The sequence below is a fragment of the Sphingomonas kaistensis genome, from assembly GCF_011927725.1.
In the GTDB taxonomy this organism is placed as follows: domain Bacteria; phylum Pseudomonadota; class Alphaproteobacteria; order Sphingomonadales; family Sphingomonadaceae; genus Sphingomicrobium; species Sphingomicrobium kaistense.
In genome coordinates this window covers 2,286,624-2,307,166 of the sequence record NZ_JAATJC010000001.1, presented here as the reverse complement: position 1 = coordinate 2,307,166, position 20,543 = coordinate 2,286,624, and the positions used below count along the sequence as shown (strand labels likewise).

The 20,543-nt window shown below is 66.2% G+C and carries 13 protein-coding genes and 1 tRNA gene; 7 read left to right on the top strand and 7 right to left on the bottom strand.

The genetic code is table 11. The features are described 5' to 3' along the window. Window positions 1-11: 11 nt before the first annotated feature. Window positions 12-1,469 (bottom strand): tryptophan halogenase family protein, encoded by a 1,458-nt coding sequence (locus GGQ97_RS11345; protein WP_168071011.1) that lies wholly within the window; start codon window positions 1,467-1,469, stop codon window positions 12-14. A 217-nt stretch (window positions 1,470-1,686) separates the two neighbouring features. On the opposite strand from GGQ97_RS11345, the gene GGQ97_RS11340 reads away from it, so the two are divergent. The 5 genes from GGQ97_RS11340 to GGQ97_RS11320 all read left to right on the top strand — a co-directional run bounded on the left by GGQ97_RS11340 (window position 1,687) and on the right by GGQ97_RS11320 (window position 10,772). Then, window positions 1,687-4,962, top strand: a complete 3,276-nt coding sequence (locus GGQ97_RS11340) for a TonB-dependent receptor (protein ID WP_245197949.1) — start codon at window positions 1,687-1,689, stop codon at window positions 4,960-4,962. 68 nt (window positions 4,963-5,030) lie between these two features. After that, complete coding sequence (locus GGQ97_RS11335) at window positions 5,031-6,077, top strand: glycoside hydrolase family 16 protein (protein WP_245197947.1); 1,047 nt, start codon at window positions 5,031-5,033, stop codon at window positions 6,075-6,077. A 4-nt stretch (window positions 6,078-6,081) separates the two neighbouring features. Further along, entirely contained in the window at window positions 6,082-7,140 is a 1,059-nt protein-coding gene (locus GGQ97_RS11330; protein WP_168069661.1) for a LacI family DNA-binding transcriptional regulator, read from the top strand. After that, window positions 7,130-8,320, top strand: a complete 1,191-nt coding sequence (locus tag GGQ97_RS11325) for an MFS transporter (protein ID WP_245197945.1) — start codon at window positions 7,130-7,132, stop codon at window positions 8,318-8,320. Before GGQ97_RS11330 ends, GGQ97_RS11325 begins: the two co-directional genes overlap by 11 nt. A gap of 82 nt (window positions 8,321-8,402) precedes the next feature. Then, window positions 8,403-10,772 (top strand): glycoside hydrolase family 3 protein, encoded by a 2,370-nt coding sequence (locus GGQ97_RS11320; RefSeq protein ID WP_245197944.1) that lies wholly within the window; start codon window positions 8,403-8,405, stop codon window positions 10,770-10,772. 183 nt (window positions 10,773-10,955) lie between these two features. Here the strand turns inward: GGQ97_RS11320 and GGQ97_RS11315 are convergent. From GGQ97_RS11315 to GGQ97_RS11290, 6 genes are all read right to left on the bottom strand, one after another. Beyond that, a tRNA-Lys gene (locus tag GGQ97_RS11315) sits at window positions 10,956-11,031 on the bottom strand. A gap of 108 nt (window positions 11,032-11,139) precedes the next feature. Then, window positions 11,140-12,252 (bottom strand): rod shape-determining protein RodA, encoded by a 1,113-nt coding sequence (rodA, locus tag GGQ97_RS11310; protein WP_168069660.1) that lies wholly within the window; start codon window positions 12,250-12,252, stop codon window positions 11,140-11,142. Window position 12,253: 1 nt separating this feature from the next. Continuing rightward, window positions 12,254-14,242, bottom strand: a complete 1,989-nt coding sequence (mrdA, locus tag GGQ97_RS11305; RefSeq protein WP_342448525.1) for a penicillin-binding protein 2 — start codon at window positions 14,240-14,242, stop codon at window positions 12,254-12,256. Next, window positions 14,239-14,760, bottom strand: a complete 522-nt coding sequence (mreD, locus tag GGQ97_RS11300; protein WP_168069658.1) for a rod shape-determining protein MreD — start codon at window positions 14,758-14,760, stop codon at window positions 14,239-14,241. Before mreD ends, mrdA begins: the two co-directional genes overlap by 4 nt. Window positions 14,761-14,764: 4 nt before the next feature. Next, complete coding sequence (gene mreC / locus GGQ97_RS11295; RefSeq protein WP_168069657.1) at window positions 14,765-15,676, bottom strand: rod shape-determining protein MreC; 912 nt, start codon at window positions 15,674-15,676, stop codon at window positions 14,765-14,767. A 19-nt stretch (window positions 15,677-15,695) separates the two neighbouring features. Continuing rightward, window positions 15,696-16,742: a rod shape-determining protein gene (locus GGQ97_RS11290; protein WP_168069655.1), complete on the bottom strand. Its 1,047-nt coding sequence runs from the start codon at window positions 16,740-16,742 to the stop codon at window positions 15,696-15,698. A gap of 110 nt (window positions 16,743-16,852) precedes the next feature. On the opposite strand from GGQ97_RS11290, the gene mutL reads away from it, so the two are divergent. Beyond that, window positions 16,853-18,631 (top strand): DNA mismatch repair endonuclease MutL, encoded by a 1,779-nt coding sequence (gene mutL, locus GGQ97_RS11285; RefSeq protein WP_168069653.1) that lies wholly within the window; start codon window positions 16,853-16,855, stop codon window positions 18,629-18,631. Window positions 18,632-18,711: 80 nt separating this feature from the next. Beyond that, window positions 18,712-20,514 (top strand): recombinase family protein, encoded by a 1,803-nt coding sequence (locus GGQ97_RS14415; protein ID WP_168069652.1) that lies wholly within the window; start codon window positions 18,712-18,714, stop codon window positions 20,512-20,514. Window positions 20,515-20,543 lie beyond the last annotated feature (29 nt).

The following is a 20,543-nucleotide window of genomic DNA, read 5'->3' as shown; positions in this document are numbered from 1 at the left end:
CGAAATCTCGGCTAAGCCGCCGCCGGGCAGTAGCGGGCGAGATAGTCGTGATGCGCAGGCATCCGCTCGACCACGTAGCGCACCGATTTCTCGATCTCGTTGAACTGATCGCGCAGTGCGTCCGCGGGAATGCGCGCCGCCATCGGGTTATGGCCTTCCATGGCGATGCCTTGCCCCATCATCACCGCGGCCCAGCTGGTTTCGGTGAACAGCTCGTCCTCTTCCCGGAAAATCTGTCCGTTCAAGCGGAACAGTTCGATCTTCTCGGTCAGCGTGTCGGGGACGGCCATGGTGCGGACATGGTTCCAGAAGTCCGAATCGGTGCGCTCCGTGGCGTTGTAATGAAGGATCAGGAAATCGCGGATGCGCAGATATTCCTTGGTCGTCAGGCGATTGAAGGCCTCTTCCTGCACCGGCGTGATGCCGTCGAGCGAGAGCAGGGAGATGAGCTTGTTCACCCCGGTGTTGATGAGATGGATCGAGGTCGATTCGAGCGGCTCCATGAATCCCGCGGCAAGGCCCAGCGCGACGACGTTGCCGTTCCAGAACTTCTTCCGGCGGCCGGTGGTGAAGCGGAGGAAATTGGGGTCGGCCTGCGGCTTGCCGGCGAGGTTGCCGTTGAGGATCCCGAGCGCCTCGTCGTCGGCCATATACTCGCTGCAATAGACGTGCCCGTTTCCGTTGCGCTGCTGCAGCGGGACGCACCATTGCCAGCCGGCCGAATGGGCGGTGGCACGGGTGAACGGGGCGGGGGGCGAGCCGTCCTCGCGCAGGCAGGGCAGGGCCACCGCGCGGTCGCACGGCAGATAATGGCGCCAGTCCTCGTAGCCGGTGCCGAGGGCTTGCTCGATCAGCAGTCCGCGAAAGCCCGAGCAGTCGACGAACAGGTCGCCTTCGACGACCGTGCCGTCCTGCATCGTCACCGACTGGACGAAGCCGCTTTCGCCCTCTAGCGCGGTATCCGCGACCCGGCCTTCCTTGCGCACCACGCCGCGCGTTTCGGCAAGGCCGCGCAGGAAGCGAGCGTAGCGCGATGCGTCGATGTGGTAGGCGTAGTTAACCGGTGGCAGGTCGTCTCGGCGATAGTCATCGGTCCGCGCGAACTTGCCGAAATAGGCGGCCATGGTTTCGAGGTTGAAGACCTGGATCGGCCGCGCATCGCCCAGCGCACGCGCACGATGCCAATGCTGCTGGAAACCGACGCCGTCGATCGGATAGCCGTAGGCACCGAACGGATGGATGTAGCTGTCGCCCTGCTTACCCCAGTTCACGAACTGGATGCCGAGCTTGAAGGTCGCCTGGCAGGAAGCCATCATCTCGCGCTCGTCGACCCCGAGCAATTGGTTGAACTCGACGAAGGGCGGGATGGTCGCTTCGCCCACGCCGACCGTGCCGATCTCCTCCGACTCGATGAGCGTGATGGAAAGGTCGTTGCCTTCGCGCAGCCGCGACAGCGCCGCTGCTGCCATCCATCCGGCGGTGCCCCCGCCGACGATGACGATGTGTCGAATTGGCTTCACAGACCTGACCCTCCCGAGAGCATCAAGGCTTCGCGCAGCGCCGTTCACGACGCAAGATGTGAACGTTCATTATTTTGTTGTGAACGTTCACGAGCCGAGTTATCCATTGGCCTGCTACAGGGGTGTGTGCTCCCTGTGCGTTGCCATTTGGCAGGGGGAGGATCACTTGGTTCGTCGTCACCGGCTCGGTCTTGATGCAAGCCGCTTTTGCATCTTCACCAGTGCATCGGCGCTGGCTCTGATTGCGGCTCAGCCCGCTTATGCGCAAAGCGCTCCGGCCAAGGATCCCGACGAGGAAGAAGAGGTCGCAACCACCGCGACCACTCCGGAAGAGGCCGGAGACGAGATCGTCGTCACCGGCTTCCGTGCCGCACTCGGCAGCGCGCAGTCGCGCAAGCGCCAGGCGGACACGGTGGTCGACGTCATCACCGCCGAGGACATCGGCGCGCTTCCCGACCGTTCGGTCGCTGAAGCCCTGCAGCGCGTGCCCGGCATCAATATCGGCCGCTTCGAGAAGACCAGCGATCCCGATCGTTTCTCGGTCGAGGGAACCGGCGTCATCCTGCGCGGCCTGCCGTTCGTCCGTTCCGAACTTAACGGCCGCGATATCTTCTCCGCGACCGGCGGGCGCGAACTCAGCTTCAACGACGTCTCGTCCGAACTCCTCGGCCGCGTCGAGGTGTTCAAGAACGTCACCGCCGACATGATCGACGGCGGCATCTCGGGCACCGTCAACCTCGTCACCCGCAAGCCGCTCGACCGTGGCGGCTTCCACATCGCTGGCACGCTTGAAGCCAATTACGGCGACATGGCGAAGAAATGGACCCCAGGTTTCTCGCTCCTCGCTTCCAACACCTTCAGGACCGGGATCGGCACGATCGGCCTGCAGTTCGGCGTTGCGGATTCGAAGCTCATCTCGCGCACCGACGCGTCGCAGCTGACCGACCCCTGCTATCGCGCAGCCGCGCTCGACGGCCCGTGCCTTCGCGTCCAGTCGGCGACGTCGGCGGGCCTCGGCGATACGCCGAACTTCACCGAAGCCAATTTCCCGCCGCCGGGCACCGTGGTTGCTCCCAAGGGCGCCGGCGTCCGCACCACCGAACTCGAGCGCAAGCGCCGGGCCTACAACGCCACCGTGCAATGGGAATCGCCGAGCGGCGCAGTGGTCGCCACCGGTGAATGGCTGCGCTCCAAGACCAGCTTCTTCACCGATGAATATGCGCTGGTGGCGCTGGTCAACGACGACGCACTGTTCCCGGTCCCGCGCGCGGGCAGCACCTGGCAGTTCGATCAGAACGGTGTCTTCCAGAGCGGCATCCTGACCCAACGTCCCGGTGACGCCTACGCCAATCCGTTCGGCCGCGGCGGCATTCCGCTGGAAAGCCTCCGCTTCCAGCGTGAAGCCACCGGCGTGACCGAGGATTTCTCGTTCGACATCAAGTGGAACGTGAGCGAACGTCTGCGCCTCAATTTCGAGGCGCAGCGGGTCAAGTCGGACCTGAATCGCGATTCGGTGATCGGTGCGATGAGCACCTGGGCGGACGTTGCGATCGACGCCACCGGCAAGACGCCGAGCGTCACCTTCCTCGCGCCGCAGGGCTCGCCCGCCGATTATTTCTCGAGCGGCTTCTACAACTACTACTGGTTCCTTCTCGACAGCGCCGAGAAGAACGACGCCAAGATGGATACGCTGCGCGTCGACGCCGATTACGAGGTGAGCGAGGCGGGCTTCCTACGCAACCTGCGCTTCGGCGCGCGCTGGGCGGATCGCGATCGCACCACGCGCAACACCAATTTCAGCACCTGGGGCAATCTGTCCGCGCCGTGGGCGGGCCGTGCTGGCTGCGCGCCGTGGAATGCCGGGCCGAATTGCCCGTTCGTCCCGGGCCGCTTCTACACCGGTCTTCCAGGCCAGGAATTCGCCATCGCGGGCGGCGCGTTCGTCAGCGATTTCCCGAACTATTCGTCGGTGCGCAGCCCGTTCGGCGACAATTTCCAGCGCGGTAATGCGCCGTTGCCGATCCCGGGCGGATCGTCCTTCTTCTTCGGCGGCGACGATTTCCTCGGCGAGTATCTCGCCGGTGTGTCCAAGCGCCAGGCGCAGGAGATCAACACCTTCTCGCAGACGCCCAATCCGTTCTTCGGGATCGACGGCCGCGGGCCCGAGTGCACCCCGTTCTGCCCGTCCGAAGTGTCGAGCGTGCGCGAGGTCACCAAGGCGGCCTATGCGCGCGCCGATTTCGGCACCGAGTTCGGCGGCGGGATCAAGGTCGATGGCAACGTCGGTGTTCGCTACGTCCAGACGCGCATTCCGACCGTTGGCGTGATCGGCTTCCCCAACCCGCTGTTCTTCGACACGGGGCCGGGCGGCAACAGTGACGGCCGGCTTCAGGTCGCCGAGGTTTCCTCGGCCTGCAACCTCGTGCCGCCGGGGCAGAGCCTGCCCGGTTATTGCAGCCTGACCCCCGCGCGGCTTCAGGAATTCGTCGCGGCCTATACGGGCGAGACGCTGACCGACAATCGCGCCATCCTGTTCGATCACTGGCTGCCGAGCTTCAACGTCAAGGTCGACTTCGGCCGGGGCAAGCTTGCGCGCTTCGCGGTGTCGAAGGGCATTTCCCGCCCGGACCTCGCGCTGTTCGCGTCGGGTGGCGCGATCAGCGACAATACCAACGACTTGCGCTCGCAGGGGACGCTCGCGAACGGGCCGCTGTTCCAGATCTTCAGCGGCAACCGCGACGTGCGGCCGGTCAGTTCGTGGAACTACGACCTTTCGCTTGAGTGGTATTTCGCCCGGGTCGGCTCGCTTACGGCAGCCTTCTTCCTGAAGGACATTCAGGGGATCGCCAGCAATGGCGTCGAGCTTCGCTCGTACACCAGCCCCAACGGGACCGTCGTCCCGGTCGAATTCAACGGTCCGCTCAACAGTGCTGGCGGAACGCTGAAGGGTATCGAGATCGCGCACCAGCAGGTCTACGACTTCCTGCCCGGCCTGCTGAACGGCCTCGGCACGCAATTCACCTATACCTACGTCGACGGCGGCGAATTCAAGAATACCCAGGTCGGGGGCGGGACGCGCAGTTCGTTCGCCGCAAACCAGCCGCTGGCGGGTATTTCCAAGCACACCGTCAATGCCGTGCTGTTCTACGAAAAGGGCAAGTTTGCCGCGCGTACCGCCTACAACTGGCGGTCCGATTTCCTGATCACGCCGCGCGACGATATCTTCCCCTTCTCGCCGATCTGGCAGGAGGCGGGCGGCCAGCTTGACGCCTCGCTGTTCTTCACGCCGAAAAAGGGGCTGACCTTTGGCGTGCAGGGCGTGAACCTACTCGACGGGGTGACGCAGACCACGCAGGTGATCGACTTCGACGGCAATCGGGTGACGCGTTCGGCGTTCCGCAACGACCGCCGCTACACCTTCCTGGCGCGGTTCAGCTTCTGACCGCATGACGATCCTGGATGGCCGGCTTTCGGCCCGCGCCATCCAGGATGATTGAAGGAATGCGGAGAATGACCTTGCGCGCACCGATGCTCGCGTTCGTCGCCGTGGCTGGCCTGGCGGTTTCCGCCGCCGGGGCAAATGGGGCGTGCACGCAACCCGCGCCGGGGGCGCTTGGCCCGAACAGTCCACCCAAGACCATCGCGACGGTGGCGATGCCGGCGCCGGGGACCACCCGCGAGCCGGCGCGCGAGCGCGGCTGGCAACTGGTCTGGTCGGACGAGTTCAACGGTTCGTCGGTCGACCGCTCGAAGTGGGATTTCGACCGCGACTGCTGGGGCGGCGGCAATAGCGAGCGGCAATGCTACACCGACCGCCGCGCCAATGCGGCCGTAGGCGGCGGCCTCCTCACCATCACGGCGCGCAAGGAACGCTTCACCGGACCCTCGGTGGCGGCGCACATGCGCCCTGCTTCCGGCAAGGTGCCCACCGTCACCAAGGACTATACGTCGGCGCGGATGGTCACCCGCGGCAAGGCGGCGTGGACCTATGGCCGGATCGAGGTGCGCGCCAAGCTGCCGGCGGGGCAGGGGACGTGGCCGGCAATCTGGATGCTGCCCGAAGACAAGAGTCTTGGGCCGTGGGCGGCGTCGGGCGAGATCGACATCCTCGAAGCCGTCAATCTCGGCGTCGCCTGCGCCGGCTGCCCGGGTGGGCGCGAGAATACCATCCTCGGGACGCTTCACTTCGGCGGCAACTGGCCGAAGAACGCGCTCAACAGCACCGAAACCAACGCGCCCGGCATTCTCGACGGTTTCCATACGTTCGGAATCGTCTGGGCACCCGGCCGCATCGACTGGACCTACGACGGACGAGTCTTCGCAACCAAGCGCCGCGGCGATTGGTGGACCTCGGCTTCGAGCGATCCCGATGCCCCATTCGACCGCAAGTTTCACCTCATCCTCAACCTCGCGGTGGGCGGCGGCCTGTCCGAGGAACGCGGGCTGAAGGGCGTCGACGAGAAAATCTGGCCCAGGACGATGCAGGTCGATTGGGTGCGGGTCTGGCAATGCCGGCCCGAGGGGGCTAGCGCACGCTCCTGCCAGGGAGAGCGCTGAACCGATGCCGAGAAGGCGCCAGGCCGTCACGATCAAGCATGTCGCCGCCGATGCCGGCGTATCGCTCCAGACGGTAAGCCGGGTCATCAACGCCGAGCCCAACGTGCGTAGCGAGATGCGCGAGCGGGTGCAGGAGTCGATCGACCGGCTGGGCTATATCCCCTCGATTGCCGCGCAGCGGATGAGCGGGTCGCGGTCCTACCTCATCCTTGCCCTCAACGACCGCGACCGCACGATCGAGGCCTGGCGCGCGCGGCAGGGATCGGACTGGGTCGACCAGATGCTTCTTGGCGGCATGCTGAAATGCGCCGAGCATGGCTATCGCATGCTGTTCGAACTGGTCGACACCCACGACGACCATGTCGAACGCGAGCTGACCGCGACGCTTGCCGCGCTGCAGCCGGACGGCGTCATCCTGACCCCGCCACATTCGGACAATCCCAAGATCACCGCTTTTCTCGAAAGCCGCCGGGTTCCTTATGCGCGGATCGGGTCGACGGGGCAGGCGGGGGGCATCCCGCTGGTGATGGGCGACGAGGGCGCGGCGCAGGAAGCAACCCGCAAACTGGTCGAGCTTGGCCACCGGCGGATCGGCTTCATCGCCGGCTCGGCCGAATATTCGTTGAGCGAATGGCGCAAGGCCGGCTGGCGAGGCGCGATGGCGGAAGCGGGCCTTCCCATCGACGACCTCTGCGTGCGAGGCGATTTCGGCTATGAATCCGGCGTGGACGCCGCACGCCAATTGCTGGCGCTGGAGCCGCGGCCGACCGCGATCATCGCCAGCAACGACCAAATGGCGCTCGCGGCCCGCGACGTGGCGGAAGCCCAGGGAATCGCCATTCCCGGGGACCTGTCGTTGATCAGTTTCGACAACACGCCCGTGACCACCTTCGCCAATCCGCCACTGACCGCGATCGACCAGCCGATTGCCGAAACCGTCAGCCAAGCGGTCGAGCTGCTGATCGCCGCGAGCCGTGGCGAGGAATTGCCGGCCCTGCCCGTGATCGTTCCCGCGCGGCTGATCGAGCGCGATTCCACCGGACCGGCACCGCTTGCCGGCTGAGGCGGGCACCGCGGCACTCCAGTCGCGACGTTTCCTGTGGCTCTACGCGCTCGCGGCGGCGGGCGGTGCGGTCGCCTACGTTCCCTTTCTCACCATCCTGCTGCCGATGCGGGTCAGCGCGATGGCAGGGGCCGACGATGTCGCGTGGCTGGCGTTCGCGACCTTCTTCGGGGCGATTTCGGCAAGCCTTTCCAACATCGCGTTCGGCTGGGCCAGCGACGCGACCCGGCGACGGGTGCCGTGGATCGCAGCCGGCCTTCTCCTGTCCTGCCTCCTCCTGGGCAGCTTCGGCGCGGTCGCCGGCATGGTCGAGGTGATCGTCCTTCTCGTCGGCTGGCAGGTTGCACTCAACATGATGCTGGCGCCCTTGGCGGCCTGGGCGGGGGATCATGTTCCGGACGCGCAAAAGGGACGGCTTGGCGGCCTGCTGGCCTTCGCCCCCGCGGCTGGCGCCGGGGCTGGGGTGCTCGTGACCCTGCCGGGCCTCGCGTCCGCCGACCAGAGATTATGGCTGGTCGCAGCGCTGGTCGCGATGTGCGTCGCGCCGGTCCTGTTGTTCGGCCGGCCCCGCGACATCCCGGGTCTCGGTCGCGGGCAGGACGCCGGGCGACCGGAGGCGCGACCGCGCGGAGAGGCCGTGCGCATGTGGATCGCGCGGTTGCTTGTGCAGGTGTCGGAGGCCGCCCTGTTCGCGTTCCTCTTCTTCTGGTTTCGAGCGATCGATCCGGCTATGACCGACGCGCGCGTGGCCCAGATCTTCAGCCTCATCCTGCTTGGCGCGGTGCCGCTGGCGTTGACGGCGGGTCGCTGGGCCGACCGTCACGACCGCCCGTTCGCCCCGCTCATGCTGTGCGCCGCCGGGGCCGCGTGCGGCCTTCTGATCATGGCTGGCGCGCCGGGGCTCGAAGCCGCGCTTGCGGGCTATTTTCTGTTCGGTTTGTCCGCTTCGGTGTTCCTGTCGCTGCACAGTGCGCAGACGCTGCGGGTATTGCCCCGCGCCGAGCATCGCGGCCGCGACCTCGGCATCTTTAACCTCACGAATACCGGACCGTCGCTGGTGATGCCGTGGCTGACGCTGGCGCTGGTACCGGCATTCGGCTTCACCGCCCTGTTCCTCGCCCTGGCCGCTTTCGCAGCGGCAGCGACGATCCTCCTGTGGCGTCTGCCGCGAAAGCTTTAGCTGCTTGCAATAGCGAAGGTCGCATGCGAAACCTCGAATGAGAACGTTCTCATGAAGCGGGGCGGGTGGCGTGACAAGACGATTGAGCAAGCTGTTGGGTGCGGCGGCGTGGACCGTTGCTCTTGCTGGATGCGCCACCACCGCCAACCTCGCGCCGCCCGCCCCGGCGCCTGCGGCGGCAGAGGGCGAGGACGCCCGCATCACCGCTTTGCTGTCGCGCATGTCGCTGGAGCATAAGGTCGCGCAGCTGATCCAGCCGCAGATCAATTCGGTCACACCCGAGGAGATGCGGCAGTATCGCTACGGCAGCTACCTCAACGGCGGCAACGGTGGTCCCTACGGCAATGAGTTCGCGCCCGCTGCCGATTGGCTGAAGCTGGCCGACGAGATGTGGGAAGCCTCGACCGCGCCGCTCCCGAATGGGGAGCCGGCCATCCCTACCATCTGGGGCACAGACGCCGTCCACGGCCACACCAATGTCGTCGGCGCGACCATTTTTCCGCATAACATCGGCCTCGGCGCCGCGCGCGATCCCGATCTGGTGCGCCGCATCGGTGCCGCCACTGCGGCGGAGATCGCGGCGACCGGGATCGACTGGAACTTCTCGCCCACCGTGGCGGTCGCGCAGGACGATCGCTGGGGGCGGACCTACGAAAGCTACTCGGAGGACCCCGCCATCGCCGCCGAACTCGGCTCGGCGCTGGTCGAAGGGCTCCAGGGCAAGACGTCACCCGCCGGCCGGATCGGCGACGGGCATGTCATCGCTACCGCCAAGCATTTCTTCGGCGACGGGGGCACTGCGCAAGGGGTCGACCAAGGCAACGTCGATGGCGACCTGGCGCAGCTGGAGGCAATCCACGCGCGTCCCTATCCCGCCGCGATCGCTGCCGGCGTGGAAGCCGTGATGGCAAGCTTCAACTCGATCAACGGCACCAAGATGCACGGCAACAAGCCGCTGCTGACCGGACTGCTACGGGGCACGATGGGGTTCACCGGCGTGGTCGTCGGCGACTGGAACGGGCACGCCCAGATTCCGGGCTGCACCAACTCCAATTGCCCGCAGGCGCTGCTTGCCGGGCTCGATATCTACATGGTTCCCGACGATGCCAAGGCGCTTCACGCAAGCCTGCTGGCACAGGTCAAGGACGGCACCATTCCGCTGGCCCGGGTGGACGAGGCGGTGGGCCGAGTCCTGCGGATGAAGTTGCGCGCAGGCTTGCTCGATCCCGGTGCGAAGCGTCCCTCCGCGCGGGTCAACGGCGGCAAGCTGGCGCTGCTCGGTGCGCCTGAGCACCGCGCCATCGCCCGCGAGGCGGTGGCGAAAAGCCAGGTCCTGCTGAAGAACAACGGGGTTCTGCCGCTCAAGCGCGGGGCGTCAATCCTGGTTGCAGGGCGCGCCGCAGACGACATTGCGCAAGCTGCCGGCGGCTGGACGTTGACCTGGCAGGGCGGCGAGGACCTCACCAACGCCCGCTTCCCTGGCGCGACATCGATCTGGGCCGGGCTGAAGACCGCCGCAACCGAGGCTGGAGGCGCCGCCACCCTGTCTCCTGACGGCAGCTACAGCGCCAGGCCCGATGTCGCAGTCGTGGTGTTCGGCGAGAAGCCCTATGCCGAATTCTCCGGCGACCGGAAGGACCTGGTCTTCGCCGACACCGAGGGGCTCGACCTGCTGCGCAAGTATCGCGCGGCCGGGATCAAGACCGTTGCACTGTTCCTGTCCGGGCGGCCGCTCTGGATGAACCGGGAAATGAATGCAGCGGACGCGTTCGTCGCCAGCTGGCTACCGGGCGGGGAGGGCGCCGGGGTCGCCGACATGCTTTACGGCCGTCGTCCCGCCACCGGTCGCCTGTCGTTCAGCTGGCCAGCCGCCTGCACCGGTCAGCCGGTCAATGGCCCCGAGGGCGCGCTGTTCCAGCGCGGCTACGGCCTTTCCTTTGGCCAGGCCACAACCGGCGCCCGGCTGTCCGAAGCCTGCGCGATCCTCGATGCGCGCTCGGCCGAATGGTTCGATCTGGGCCGGCTGGGCGCCGGCATCACGGCCCGCGGCGGCGAGGTGGCACTACCTAATCTGCGGGGAATGGGAGGCGGGATCACCGCCCGGGGCATCGACCGCAATCGCCAGGAAGATGCCCGGGAAATCGTTTTCGCGCCGGGCGCGACCCTGACGCTTGCCGACGCCGGCCGAGCCACCGGCGGCTTCCGGATCGTCTATGAGCTCGCGACGGCACCGACCGCACCCGTGACGCTGAACACCGGCGGCAAGGCACTCGACATCACCGCGGGGCTGACGACCTCGGCGGGCAAGGGCTGGCGCGAATTGATCGTCACCGGCGCCTGCGCCCCCGCAACGGGCCGGACGCTGTCGATCACCAGCGCGGGCCCGCTCACGCTCCGCATCGCCCGCATCGCGCGGCAGGACGTTCCTGCGGGCGTCGACTGCTCATTCTAAGGCCTGAGCCGCGGGCCTGACGGCAAGCCTTGGGGGCGACCCAAGCATCACTGGCGTTGCCGCTGCTCTAAAGGACGATGGCGGCCGCCAACCCCTCGCTTGGGCGAGCCCGCCGACGCACGCAAGGACGCTTCACCCGCAAGACGAGTGACAGCGTCTACCCAAAAGATGATGCTGAAATAATGGTGGACGCACTAGGGCTCGAACCTAGGACCCGCTGATTAAGAGTCAGCTGCTCTACCAACTGAGCTATGCGTCCATGCCGTGAGGCAAGCGCTGCCGCGTGGAAGCGGGGCGCGGGGGTGCGTCTAGCTAGGCGAGGCGGGCTTGGCAAGGGCGTTTGCAAGGCTAGCTTGCGATCTTTGGCTCAGCTCAACCTCGAGCTGGTCCGTTGCTGGCGCTCGAAGCTCATCAGCAAGCCAAGACAGATCATCACGGTCATCACCGCCGACCCGCCGTAGCTGATCAGCGGCAGCGGAATGCCGACCACCGGCGCCATGCCCATTACCATCAGCAGATTGATCGCGAAGTAGCTGAACAGCACCGCGGTAAGGCCGGCGCAGCTCAGGCGGGCGAAGCGGGTCGGGGCGTTGGCCGCGACCTTGAGGCACCAGCGCAGCATCAGCAGGTAGGCGACGATCAGGACGGTGCCCCCGAACATGCCCCATTCCTCGGCAAGTGTGGCAAAGGCGAAGTCGGTGTGACCCTCCGGAAGATACTGGAGATGGCTCTGGCTGCCCTGAAGGTAACCCTTGCCGAACATGCCGCCCGATCCGATCGCGATCTTGCTTTGGGTGATGTGATAGCCGGCGCCCAACGGGTCGCTCTCGGGATCGAGGAAGATGTCGATCCGCTTGCGCTGGTAGCCGTGGAGGAACTGGTAGACGATCGGAATGGCCGCCGCGATGGTCAGGCCGGGCACCAGGAACCAGCGTAGCGGGACGCCGGCAAGGAACATCACGGTGACCCCGGCAAAGGTCACCATCAGCCCGGTGCCGAGGTCCGGCTGCAGGATCACTAGCGCGGCCGGAATACCGAGCAGCAAAGCGGCCGGCCAGACGGCCCGGAACTTGCGGATCTCGCCCGCCGGGAGGAGCTCGTAGAAACGCGCAAGGGTGAGCGCGATTGCGGGCTTCATGAATTCGGACGGCTGTAGCCTGATGAAGCCGAGATCGAGCCAGCGTTGCGCGCCCTTGCCGACGAAGCCGAGCAGGTCGACCAGGATCAGCATGATTACGATCGCGCCGTAGACGGGGAAGGTGATCTGCTTGACGGTCGCTTCGCGCACCTTGGAGATGAAGATCGCAACCGTCAGGAAGAAGCCGAACGCCATTCCCTGCCGCAGCGCCCAGGGCTCGATCGATCCGCCGGCCGCTGAGTAGAGGTTGATCAGCCCGAACAGGCCGATGCCCAGCACGAGGAAGATCAGCCGCCACGGCAGGCGGGCGAGGGGCTGGGGGATGATGGCGCTGGAAATCATGTCAGCGGTCCTCGGGCGCCGGGGGCGGCAGGTTGACGCTCGGCGGGATGGGCGAGGGCGCTGCAATGGGGGCTGAACGGGTGGCGGCAGCCTGTGCCGCGGCGGCTTCGATCGCGGCAGAGCGACGGGCCATGCGCTCGGCCAGCGTTCCGCCCCATTCTGCTTCCAGTCCTTCCAGCCGCTTCAGCGCCTGCGGACGGTCGAACAGGTAGGTCAGCACGTCCTTCGCCACCGGTGCTGCGGCACGAGCCCCGCCCATGCCATGCTCGATCACCACCGAGCCGGCGTAGCGCGGCTTGTCGAAGGGGGCGAAGAACACAAACAGGCCGTGATCGCGGTAGCGCCAGTCGCCGCCCTGGCCGCGGCTTGCGCTGGCCGACAGGCGGCGGACCTGCGCGGTCCCGGTCTTGCCGCACATCTCGACGCCCGGCACCTGAAGCCGCGACGCGCCGGCCGTGCCGTCGCCGTTGACGACCTCCCACATCCCGCCGCGCACCGCTGCCAGATGATCGGCCGGAATGTCGAGCGGTGCAGCGAGCTTGTCGTGCTTGCCGAGCATCAGGGGGCGAATGTTGCGCCCGCTCGCGATGCAGGCCGCCTGCACGGCAAGCTGCAGCGGGTTCACGATCACGAAGCCCTGGCCGATCACCGCGTTGAGGCTGTCCGAGCGGGTCCAGTCGGGGCGCTCGACCAACCGCTTGTTCCGTTCGAACCGGCGGCGCTTCCATTCGCTGTCGGGGATGGTGCCGTAATTCTGGCTGACCAGGGGCAGGTCGAACTTCTCCCCGAGGCCGAGTAGCCGGGCCATCGGGGCGATCGCATCGTAACCGATGCGGTTGGCCATGGTGTAGAAATAGGTGTTGCAGCTCTTGGCGATGGCGCGGTGCATGTCGACCGTGCCGTGGCGGCCAAGACAGCGGAAGAAGCGATTGCCGAGCTGGTAGCCGCCGTTGCAGAAAACTCGTTCCTTGGGATCGATCCCGGCCTGCTGGATCGCCAGCGCCGCCATCGGCTTGAGCGTCGAACCGGGCGGGTAGAGGGCGTTGACCGTCTTGTTGACGAGGGGCTTGCGGGGATCCTCGGACAGGGTCTTCCACTCGGTCCGGCCGATTCCGTCGGAAAAGCTGTTGGGATCATAGCTCGGCATGGAGGCCATGCAGAGGACATCGCCCGTCTCGCAGTCGAGGATGGTGCAGCTGCCGCTTTCCTCGCCAAGCCGGCGCGCGGCATATTCCTGCAGACCGGCGTCGATCGACAGCTGCACGGTGTTGCCCGAGCGGTCGGGCTTGGGAGTCAGCTCGCGGATCAGCTTGCCGCGAGCCGACACTTCGACCCGCTGCCCGCCAGGGATACCGCGCAGCTTTTGCTCCAGGACTGCTTCCAGCCCTTCCTTGCCGATCTTGAAGCCCGGCGTGATCAGCAGCGGGTTCTTCTCCCGCTCATATTCCTTCGCATTGGCGGCGCCGACGTAGCCGATCAGCTGACCGACCGCGGCACCGGCCGGATAGAAACGCGTAAACCCGCGGGCCGGCTCGACGCCCGGCAGTTCGGGCAGTCGCACGGTGATCGCTGCGTAGCGGTCGTAGGGAACGTTTTCGGCCACCTGCACCGGCTGAAAACCGCGCGCGTCGCGGACTTCGCGGCTGATGCGGTCGACCTGGTCGGGACCAAGCGCAAGCAGCCGGGCCAGCAGCGCCAGTTCGCGTTCCGGATCGTCCATCCGTTCGGGGATGAGATCGACCCGGAAGTCCGAGCGGTTGATGGCGATCGGCTTGCCCTGTCGGTCGACGATCCAGCCGCGCCGCGGGGGGACGATGATCAACTGGACGCGATTGTCTTCGGACAGCAGGTTGTAGCGCTCGTTTTCCTTGATCGAGAGCCAGCCCATGCGGCCGATCAGCGCGCCGGCGACGCCGATCTGGGCGCCGCCCAGCAGCAGCATCCGCCGGGAAAAGACCATGTCGGCCTGGGCGTTGGTGATGCGGCTCACCGCCCGAGCCTCCAGTGATCGATCCGGCTGGCGGCCCAGGCGGCGAGCGGGAAGGTAAGCACGGAAATCGCGGAGGCGGGGAGGATGGTGACGAGCGGATAGCGCGCGCCCATCGCGCCATCGACTTGCCAGCGCACGACCTCGGCGACCACGATCAGCGCGGCGGCAAGCAGCCATTCCAGCCAATAGTCGCGCCACATGGTGCGCCGGTCGAGGAGGTCGAGGAGGACCATCGACCCGGTGAATATCACCACCGAAAGCCCGATCGGATGGCCGAGCACGAGGTCGTTCCACAGGCCAAGGGGTGCGGCCCACCAGGCCGGGATGACGTCACCGCGAAGCAGCCGCCATGCGAGCAGCAGCAGAAGGCCGGTGTCGGGCATCCAGCCCACTTCGGCGACGATCGGCGCCAGGGGCAGAAGCGAGGCGATCCCGACCGACAAGGCGGGAATGGCCCGGGCCAGCCGCTTGGGCCGCCGTTCGAGCGCATTGGGGCGGCCAAGGGCGAAGCGGACCATTTGCTCAGCCGGACTCGGGTGGCGGGTTCGCTGCCGGCGTCTCCTCGGAGGCCGGCTCGGCTTCTGGAAGCGCGGCTTCCTCGTAGGGCCGTCCGACCACCGCGAAGCTGACCTTGGCGGGATCGGCCATCGGGATCGCGATGGCGCCATCGTCATCGAGCCGGATGACCCGCGCGATCGGGACGTTGGGAGGGTAGAGCCCGCCGGTGCCGGAAGTCACCACCAGGTCACCACGCCGAAACGGGTTGCGGCCGACCTCGAGCGGACGAAGGTCGATCGTGCCATCGCCGCGACCGGTGGCGATGACGGGCTGGCCGCCGCGCAAGAGGCGGGCCGGGACGATGTTGGAGCGATCGGAAACGAGCAGGACGCGGCTTGCGGTGATTCCCGAATCGATGACCCGGCCGATCAGCCCTTCGGCGCTGCGCACCGGCATGCCGACAGCGACGCCGTCACCGCTGCCGGCGGTAATTACTGCGAAGCGACGCTCGCTTTCGAGGCTGGAGCCGACGATCCGTCCGGTCGCGACGGTCTCTACCTCATTTTCGCGGAGGGCGAGCACGGCCTTGAGCTGGGCGTTCTCCTGGAAGATCGCACGGGCCTGGATCGCCTGACGGCGAAGCTTTCCATTCTCCTCGCGAAGCGCGGCATTCTGCCGGGCGGCGTCCCAGTAATTGCCGGCGCCGCTGAACAGGCCGCCGACGGTGTCACCGACGCTGCGGAAGACGCCCGTCACGGGGGCGGTGACGTCGAGCGCCGCGCCGCGCACGCCGGCGTAGGCATTTGGTGCGACAAGGCTGAGCGCCAGCAGAGCAAGGCCGATCAGCAGTCCGGCGATGGCCGCCAGGAAGCTGAAGAACAGGCCATATTGCGCCCGCCTCGACCAGCCCGGCCGCGCCCCTGGGCCTGGCGCCACCGTCTATCCTCCCTGGAGCTCAGGCGGTCTGAAGAACACCGCGGAACTGCTCTTCCTCGAGCGCACGTCCGGTCCCCAGCGCCACGCAGGTGAGCGGGTCCTCGGCGACGGTGACCGGCAGCCCGGTCTCGTCGCGCAGAACTTCGTCGAGACCCTGCAGCAACGCCCCACCGCCGGTCAGGACGATGCCCTGATCGCAGATATCGGCGGCGAGTTCCGGCGCGGTATTCTCGAGCGCGATGCGGACGCCCTCGACTATGGTGCCGACCGGCTCGCTCAACGCTTCGGCGATCTGGCCCTGGTTGATCGAGATTTCCTTGGGAACACCGTTGACCAGGTCGCGGCCCTTGATGTGGACCGTCTTGCCGATGCCGTCGACCGGCGGCTTGGCGATGCCGACTTCCTGCTTGATGCGCTCGGCCGTGGCTTCACCGATCAGCAGGTTGTGGTTGCGGCGGACGTAGGAGGAGATCGCTTCGTCCATCTTGTCGCCGCCGACCCGCACGGAGGTCGTGTAGGCAAGGCCGCGAAGCGACAGCACGGCGACTTCGGTGGTTCCGCCGCCGATGTCGACGACCATCGAACCGACCGGTTCGGTGACCGGCATGTTGGCGCCGATCGCGGCGGCCATCGGCTCTTCGATCAGATAGACCTGGCTGGCACCGGCATTGCTGGCGGCGTCACGAATGGCGCGGCGCTCGACGCTGGTGGAGCCCGACGGAACGCAGATCACGATCTCGGGGAAGCGCAGGGCGCGCAGCTTACCGCCGCCATGCACCTTGTGGATGAAGTGCTTGATCATCTGCTCGGCGACATCGATGTCGGCGATGACGCCGTCGCGGAGCGGCCTGATGGCCTCGATCTGGTCGGGCGTCTTGCCCATCATCAGCTTGGCGTCTTCGCCGACGGCCTTGACCTTCTTGACGCCGTTGATCGTCTCAATCGCGACCACCGACGGTTCGTTGAGCACGATCCCGCGCCCACGAACATAGACGAGCGTGTTCGCCGTCCCGAGGTCGATCGCCATGTCATGGCTCATCCACTTGAACCAGCGCGTCCAGAACATGCCCGCCCACTTCTTGTAAAAAGGTTTAAGTCCAGAGACGTAACGACCATTTAACCGGCTGGTCGAACAGCGCCTCGCCCGCCCTGAGCGATTGGGCTAGAGCCTGTGCCATGTCAATAAGAAGGCTGCCCTCTCACCTCGTTGATCGCATCGCCGCGGGCGAGGTGGTCGAGCGGCCGGCGAGCGCGCTCAAGGAACTGATCGAGAACAGCCTGGACGCAGGGGCGATGTCCGTCAGTATCCGCCTGTCGGGCGGGGGCACCGGACTGGTCGAGGTCGCCGACGACGGATTGGGCATGAGCCCGGACGAGATGACGTTGGCGATCGAGCGCCACGCCACATCCAAACTGCCCGACGAGCGGATCGAGGACGTTGCGAGCTTCGGGTTCCGCGGCGAAGCCCTGCCGTCGATCGCCAGCGTGGCGCGATTCACGCTGGAGAGCCGTGAGCGCGGATCCGATGGCTGGCGGCTGGAGATCGACCACGGGGTGAAGGTGGGCGAGGGGCCGGCCGCGCTTCCGCCCGGCACCCGGGTACGGGTCGAGGAATTGTTCGAGCGGGTCCCGGCGCGGCGCAAGTTCCTGCGCTCGCCGCGGTCCGAATATGCCGCTTGCCTCGACATCGTGCGGCGGCTTGCCATGGCCCGGCCGGACGTCGCGTTCACGTTCGAGCATGATGGACGGCGCGTGCTGTCGGTTCAGCCTGGCTCGCTTCCCGCTCGGGTCGCCGAACTGCTCGACCCGGGCCTTGCCGATCATGGCCTGCCGATCGACCTGCAGCGTGGCGAAGTGAGGCTGGGCGGGGTGGTCAGCCTGCCGACCTTCACTCGCGGCGCGGCCGACCAACAGTTCCTTTTCGTGAATCACCGGCCGGTAAAGGATCGGCTGCTGGTGGGAGCACTTCGGGCTGCCTACCAGGATCTCATCGCGCGCGACCGGGCGCCGATCGTGGCGCTGTTTCTCGACCTGCCGGGGAGCGAGGTCGACATCAACGTCCATCCGGCCAAGACCGAGGTCCGCTTCGCCGATCCGCAAGGGGTGCGCGGGCTGATCGTCGGCGGTTTGCGTTCGGCGCTTGACCAGGCGGGCCACCGCAGCGCGGCGCGCGTCCAGGCCGCGGCGCCGGTGCGGTGGACGAGCGAAGCCGACCTTGCACCTCGTCCAACGGAGGGCCTGGCAATCGGTTCGGCACCCGCTTCGCCGCCCGGGGCAAGTGCCTTCGCCGGGACGACCCCCGTGGCCGAAACGCATGCCTTCTTCACCGGTGCGCCCGCGGCCCGGGCGGAACCGGCGACGGCCCCGGTCACCGACCATCCGCTCGGCGTGGCGCGGGGGCAGGTGGCCGGCACCTACATCGTCGCCGAGGCGGCGGACGGGTTGGTGATCGTCGACCAGCATGCCGCGCACGAAAGGCTGGTGCTCGAGCGTTTGAAACGGGGTGCCGGCAATGGTGGGGTCTCGGTGCAGGCGCTGCTGCTGCCGCACGTGGTCGAGCTGGACGAGCCCGAAGCCGACCGGATCGAAGAAGTAGCCGGCGAACTGCTTGAGTATGGCCTGGACGTCGAGCGTTTCGGACCGGGCGCGATCCTGGTCCGCGGCACGCCCGCGCCGCTTGGAAACCTCGACGTCTCGCGGCTGGTGCGTGACCTTGCCGCCGAGATCGCCGAGCTTGGCGGGCCGCAGGCGCTGAAAAGCCGGCTCGACCTCCTCGCCGCGACCTTCGCCTGTCATCACAGCGTCCGCGCCGGACGGGTGCTGTCGGTCGCCGAAATGAACGCCCTGCTGCGCGAAATGGAGGTTACTCCGCACAGCGGCCACTGCAACCATGGCCGGCCGACCTGGGTGAAGCTCACAGGCAATAACCTGAAGAGGCTTTTCGGTCGCACCTAACCAGAACTGCCCTCCACCTTTCGGAGGGTAACCTATCTGTCTTAATCGTAGCCGAGCAGCCTCCACGAAGGAGTTTGCCCGTGATCGACTACGCGAAACTACAATCCACCACCTACCTGATTGTCCTTTATGCGCGCTTCTCGGATGGCTCGCAGAAGAGGGGCACTTCGCTGGAGCGGCAGTTTGACGTGATGACCAAAGAGGTGGAACGCCTCGGTCTAAGCCATGTGCGTGAGCGTCGGATTAAGGACGAGGGCAAGTCCGCCTACCACGGCCACCACCGCGCCAGTGGCAACTTCGGAGAGTTCGAATCCGAGGTCATGGCCGGGGAGCATTCCAATACGCTTTTAATGGTCGAGCGACTGGACCGACTTAGCCGCCAAGGCCACGAGGCGACGCTCGACCTTCTCCGTGCCCTGACCCGCAACGGTGTGTCGGTCATGACCCTCGACGGAGACTTCTACCCGGCTGGCGAACCCATCACCCTCGTTCAGGTAATCACTTCCTCGGTGAAAGCCGAGACTGCCAAGGAAGAAGGCGCGAAGCGGGCATACCGCACGGCTGACAACTGGAACCGCCTCCGCCACAAAGCGAAGGGAGAGAAGAAGGCACTTACCAAGCTCGTGCCTCCGTGGATTATTGTCCTGCCTAACCGCTCGATGATTGTGGACAGGGTTCGCGAGGCTCTGGTCCACCGCATGTTTGCGCTCGCAGACGCGGGCATGGGTGCTCGCGGCATCGCCAACACCTTCAACAAGGAGGGCATTAAACCGTGGGCTCGCTTCAAGGGTCGTGAGCCTAAGATTTGGGAACACACCAAGATTACCCGCATCCTCGCTAATCGCGCGGTCCTCGGAGAATTTCATCCGAAGGTGGACGGTAAGCCGTGCCCGGATGGTCCTTGGCTGGACCACTATCCAGTCATCGTGGCCGCTGATCTGTTTGAGCGGGTTCGCCAGAATGCCAACGTCCGCGAAGCCGTGAAGGGTGGCGCGAAGTCCGCTGAGGTTCCGAACCTCTTTTCGGCTCTAGCTCGGTGCGAGTGCTGCGGCAGCAATCTCGCTTACCAGAAGGGCCGGAAGGCAGGGGTCTTCTACACCAAGGGTGGCAAGACCTACTCCTATAAGCGCCCGGTCGGGTCATTGGTCTGTCGCGTAGCCTATAACGGCGGTGACTGCTCGAACCGAGCCTATGTGGCTTATCTGACCTTCGAAGATGCCGTGCTCGACATGTGCCTACACCTTGCCCTCGACGACGGATCGTTCGCTCGCAAGGACGAGGTAGCTCGGCTCAATACTCTGATCGCGGGACGCGAGCGCGCTGTGAATGTCGCCACGGAGCGCGCTCAGGCCCTCTGGAGGGCCTTCGCGCAGACTGCCAGCCCAATGGCTATGGGGGTTGCTCAGGAGGCTGAGGCGGAGGCTGAGGAGCTTGCCAAGAACGTGAAGGCTCTTAAGCGGCAGCGCGAGGCCGCTCGTGGGCGAGTGTCTGGTGCCGAGCACCTTGCCCGCGTGGCTGGCATCCGGGCCAATCTCTATACGAAGAACCTCAAAGAGCGGCGGCAGATTAGGGTGAAGGTGGCTCAATCCATCCGCTCGGTCGTGACCGACATCACTGTCAACGCGGACAAGGTCGCGACTGTCGTAATCGCAAATGGCCTCGGCATCATCCGCATCGATGGCAAGGGTCGAGTCCTCACTCCTGTGCTGCACGGTCAGCCGGTGCTGCACCAGAAAGAATACCAACTAGCCGCTCTTGATGCTGCCGATCAGATGCACGCGACCCGCACAGACATTCTCCGACGCGCTAGGCGACGGACAACAGAAAATTCGGGAAGAAAACAGTTGCCAGATTCGGAAACTCATGAGAGCTTAGGAATGTGACGAGCACTTTCGCTCGTTGTTCAATCAGA